Here is a 4,486-nt window from a genome sequence, read left to right as displayed (position 1 = left end):
ATTGCTGGAGAGTGAAAGTACGCATGAGCCAAATGCACTGACTGGGTGAATGGATGTCAGGTGCCATTATATCGCTTAAGGCTCTGTTATTGCAGGCTTTAAGCGCAGTTTTAGCCGATTGAAGTCACTGATTCAGGTAATGGATAAGATAACAATGCCACCCTCCTCGCCACCTAAACTCAATTTTAGGTAGTCACCAGGCTTACTCGCGAGTAGCGCAAGCCCAAGAGATGAATCTATCGGTAAATCTTTCGGATTGGCGCCTTCTGACTCAATGGATTCAACCAATCTGAATTTATGCGTCTGAAGATCTGCGCAATCCATAATTGTGACGCAGCTTCCAATCATTGCTATCTGATCATCTCCCAGAGTAATTGCTTTGATCAAGCGACGATATTTTTTTCTCAGGACTTTTAAGGCATCTATGGATGCAAGAAAGCCAACATCTACCTTCATGAAAAACCTCAGGCCATAAATATGATGAATGTCCATGAAATATTATATTATTGATAAATAAAAAGCCGGGATTTCTCTTCAAAATGCTGTTATCATAGGGGAAAGGTTTTCCTTCCCACCCCCCCCCCCCTCTTTCTAGTTAGCTGTTTTTTTGTTTCTTGTCTTTTCTTTTCTCTTTCAGAGTTTTCTTTGCCTGTTTTTTAGGTTTCTCTTTACTCATTTCTATACTCTTAGTAAAAGTGAGCGCTGCCGCTAGGCGCTTTGCAGAATGATTTCGGCCTTTTATTCATGCAATTTGATCACCTTTAATGTTGTTGGCGTTTGGAAAGTCACCATGATGTCACTCTTCTCATCTTTTATTATGTGAGTGAAAAGGCGACCATTCTGGCGCTTGAAAATTACGCCGGCGCAAATCAGGCGGTAGATTGCTTGCGTTGTTATATTCAGGTCGCAATCCAAGAGCTCTGGCAGTTCGTGCGCATCGGGCAAAGATTCATTAACACTCCAATAATTGGAATCGATGAGAAAGTGCAACTTGTCAGTGGCTTGCTGCTTATTTATTGACCTGAAACAAAATCTTGGGAACAAAAGATTTTTTATTTTCATGTTTATTTGGCCGACCAAATTTTTTAAAGGATGTTTTCTCCTGAAAACCTGAAAAAATGGGAGGCTCGGTTGCGGAGCCTCCCTAATATTTTATTATTATTTTTGTTCCGTAAATTGCGTTGCAAAAAAATTGGCTTGGCGCCTCATCTGTATCAGTTTTCTATGCGTCCAGCCGATGTGACTGATAAAGTAAGACCAACCTAAAGATTCGTAAAATCGTATTTCTGGTTAGAGTTCTGATAATTTTTCACCGCAAAAATATGGCTTGCTTCAAGCAGAGCTTGAAACAATACCTTTCGCGGTCATTTCTACAATAATTTGAATGGTTGCGAGCACGGGGGTTAACCGCGCTCGCTTATTAATGGAAGGTGGTCAAGAGATGGTCTTGTGAAAACATGGCTACTCTCAATTTGTATTTAACCTCAACCATAGCAACAATTAAAATAAAGGCAAGAGTGAGCCTCAGATATTGCGATGAGCCTCGTCGCTGGCCCATCTGTTGTCGAGGCCGTGATTCAAACCAGTGGAAAATCTGTGTGGAGATGTTATGAGTGAAAATCTGAACGCTATTATCAATGCACGGCTTCAGGGGCGTGAGGGGTTGTTCCGGCTGACCATCACCGATGGAAAATTCAGCAGCATCACGGCCCAGGATGCGCCTGAAAGCGTTGTGGGGAACCAGCTGGACGCCGACGGAAATCTGGTCACTCCTCCTTTCGTGGAGCCGCACATTCACCTGGATGCGGCAATGACCGCTGGCGAGCCACGCTGGAATCAGAGTGGTACCTTGTTTGAGGGTATTGAGTGCTGGTCTGAACGCAAAGCCAGCCTGACCCATGACGACGTGATCGGTCGGGCCGAACAGACCTTGAGGCTGTTTGCCGATAACGGCATTCAACACGTCCGTACTCACGTGGACGTGACGGACCCCAAGCTGACAGGTCTGAAGGCCATGCTGGAAGTTCGTGAGCGCATGGCTGACACGGTCGACCTGCAGATTGTCGCTTTTCCCCAGGAAGGTCTCTGGTCATTTCCACAGGGCAAGGAGCTGATGGAAGAGGCGGTGCGTCTGGGGGCCGATGTGGTTGGTGGCATTCCCCACTTCGAATTCACTCGAGACTACGGCGTTGAATCGGTTCAGTGGCTGGTGGCATTGGCTCATAAACATGACCTTCTGGTAGACGTGCATTGCGACGAGATTGATGATCCCGAATCCCGGTTTCTGGAAGTGCTCGCTGCCGAGGCGCTCAAGCTGGACTATGGCTCCCGGGTTACTGCCAGCCATACCTGTGCCATGGGCTCGTACAACGATCATTACTGCAGCCGGCTGTTCCGCTTGTTGAAGAAATCCGGTCTGCGCTTTCTGTCGATGCCCACTGAAAGCCTGCACCTGCAGGGGCGATTCGATGGTTATCCGAAGCGCCGAGGTCTGACCCGAGTTCCGGAGCTGCTGGATGCGGGGCTGAAGGTAGCGTTCGGACAGGATTCCATTCGCGATCCCTGGTATCCACTGGGCAATGGCAACATGCTCCGTACCCTGGACGTAGGTTTGCACGCCTGCCACATGCTGGGCATGGGTTGGATTGATCGGTCGCTGGAGCTTATTACCGACAACGGTGCTGCAGCATTGGCTCTGGAAGAATACGGCATCGAGGAGGGTCTTCCTGCTCGCTGTGTTGTCCTGCAGGGTAAGTCATCCTATGACGTGCTGCTTGGGCAGTTGCCGGTTCTGGCGTCTATTCGTGATGGTCGGGTTCTGGTGAACCGGCAGAGTTGATACCCGTTGCGGTAGAAGCTACAGGTTCCCCGGTTTGCTGACCGGGGAATTTGTTCAACTACTCTGGTGTTTAGCGAAGCGACTTCAGGGCCGTTGCCCATTGCACCATTACGTCCAGTTTCTCCCACGGCATCTGCACCATCACTCCGTCCACCATCGGCATCATTTTCAGCGTGGTGACCAGTTGCCTGGCAACCTGGGCTGAACGGAGCCCTCCGGAAATACCGCCGTAGCTGACAAACCAGCAAGGCTTGTAGTGCCACTCGTTATAGCCTGACTGCGGCCGCGCTATCCCGCTCGACGTTAGCTTCCTATCTCCTTATAATGGCGAGCTCGCAGGAGAGTGGGCCGTTGGCCCCGCCGAAGGCGCAAACTCCCATAAACGCTCAGGCACAGGTACTGCGAGCATCATCTAACGCCGTCTGGAGAGTGACTGCTACCGCAGTCCACCGAAGGGGCAAGCAGAGCCAGGCTCTGTAAACTCTCAGGTATCAGGGACAGGGGGAGAGGCCACGGAAACTCAGGAGTCCTGTGTGCTGACCTCTATCTATATGATTGCCATTACCGCCGAAGCCATGTCGGGAGCCCTCACGGCCGGGCGAAGGAACATGGATCTTTTCGGTGTCACTGTCATTGCGTTTTTTACCGCCCTTGGTGGCGGAACTGTCCGGGACATTCTTCTGGGTAACTTCCCCGTCACCTGGACCCAGCACCCTCGCTATATATACATGACCATTACAGGTGGCCTGGTCACCATCGTGATTGCGCGCTTCATGCGGCATCTGCATCAGTTGTTTCTGGTTCTGGATGCCATAGGTCTGGTGGCGTTTACGGTAATTGGCTGCAATGTCGCGCTCAAGCTGGGCTATGACACCGTGGTGGTGGTCATGGCCGGCATCACCACCGGGATTTTTGGCGGCATCATCCGGGATATCTTATGTAACCGCACCCCGCAGGTACTGCGCCACGAACTCTACGCCAGCGTTTCACTTGTGGTGGCTTTCCTGTACCTGACCTTGCTTCGCCAAGGGGTGGGCGAGAATGTCACTCTGTTGGCCGCGTTCAGTCTCGGACTGCTTCTGCGTATGGCGGCCATTCGCTGGCGGCTGTCGTTGCCAGTGTTCAGCTATTCGCAGACCCGCTGGGAATGATGAGTCTTTCGGATTCATGTTCATTCAGAGTTGGAGCAATCGGGCATTTGGCAGAAGTGAGTTCAACTCTCGCGAGCTGGCCACTGCGTAGTGATCCGGCAAGAGCAAGTTGGTTCTTCCCAGTACCTTGTCGCACTATCTGAAGGTTCGCTTTGCGACGTCAATGGCCCGCCCGTCAGGATTCGAACCTGAGACCTCTGCCTCCGGAGGGCACCCTCGCACCCCGGTGATAAGCGGTCTTAGTTGGCGAAACCGTGTCTGTTCAAATACTTGCGCCAAAAATTTAAATCCTAAAAAATGCCGATATTTCAACATTATGCCCGATTAACAACGACTTTGGGCACAAAGCTGTTAAGTGTTAATGGCCAATTAAAATGACCCACTACTGGCCATTAATTTTGACCCACCTCCGAGTGGCCGTCAGGCCACAGAACCAGCTACTGTCCCCGGCTTTTATCGATGGCCGGGGGCATGTCAGTGAAGGAGTGGGTTGTGA

Annotated in this window: 4 protein-coding genes, 1 tRNA gene and 2 riboswitches; of the genes, 2 read left to right on the top strand and 3 right to left on the bottom strand. The window is 50.7% G+C overall.

The window, feature by feature from the left end:
- Positions 1-132 precede the first annotated feature (132 nt).
- Complete coding sequence (locus ABJM11_RS09045; RefSeq protein ID WP_348296866.1) at positions 133-456, bottom strand: GreA/GreB family elongation factor; 324 nt, start codon at positions 454-456, stop codon at positions 133-135.
- A gap of 1,153 nt (positions 457-1,609) precedes the next feature.
- On the opposite strand from ABJM11_RS09045, the gene codA reads away from it, so the two are divergent.
- Positions 1,610-2,839, top strand: a complete 1,230-nt coding sequence (codA, locus tag ABJM11_RS09040; protein WP_348296865.1) for a cytosine deaminase — start codon at positions 1,610-1,612, stop codon at positions 2,837-2,839.
- A gap of 70 nt (positions 2,840-2,909) precedes the next feature.
- On the opposite strand, the gene ABJM11_RS09035 is transcribed toward codA, so the two are convergent.
- Complete coding sequence (locus tag ABJM11_RS09035; protein ID WP_348296868.1) at positions 2,910-3,131, bottom strand: NAD(P)H-dependent oxidoreductase; 222 nt, start codon at positions 3,129-3,131, stop codon at positions 2,910-2,912.
- 34 nt (positions 3,132-3,165) lie between these two features.
- Positions 3,166-3,251, top strand: a riboswitch (glycine riboswitch).
- Positions 3,252-3,350, top strand: a riboswitch (glycine riboswitch). It abuts the riboswitch before it with no gap.
- Positions 3,351-3,390: 40 nt separating this feature from the next.
- On the opposite strand from ABJM11_RS09035, the gene ABJM11_RS09030 reads away from it, so the two are divergent.
- Positions 3,391-3,990 carry a trimeric intracellular cation channel family protein gene (locus ABJM11_RS09030; RefSeq protein ID WP_348296867.1) on the top strand — a complete coding sequence of 200 codons (600 nt, stop codon included), beginning with the start codon at positions 3,391-3,393 and terminating at the stop codon, positions 3,988-3,990.
- A 164-nt stretch (positions 3,991-4,154) separates the two neighbouring features.
- On the opposite strand, the gene ABJM11_RS09025 is transcribed toward ABJM11_RS09030, so the two are convergent.
- A tRNA-Ser gene (locus ABJM11_RS09025) sits at positions 4,155-4,217 on the bottom strand.
- Between the last annotated feature and the right edge of the window lie 269 nt (positions 4,218-4,486).

It is taken from the genome of Marinobacter sp., assembly GCF_039977835.1.
In the GTDB taxonomy this organism is placed as follows: domain Bacteria; phylum Pseudomonadota; class Gammaproteobacteria; order Pseudomonadales; family Oleiphilaceae; genus Marinobacter.
The sequence above is the reverse complement of the archived record's forward strand: the minus strand, read 5'-3'. Positions and strand labels throughout refer to the sequence as shown.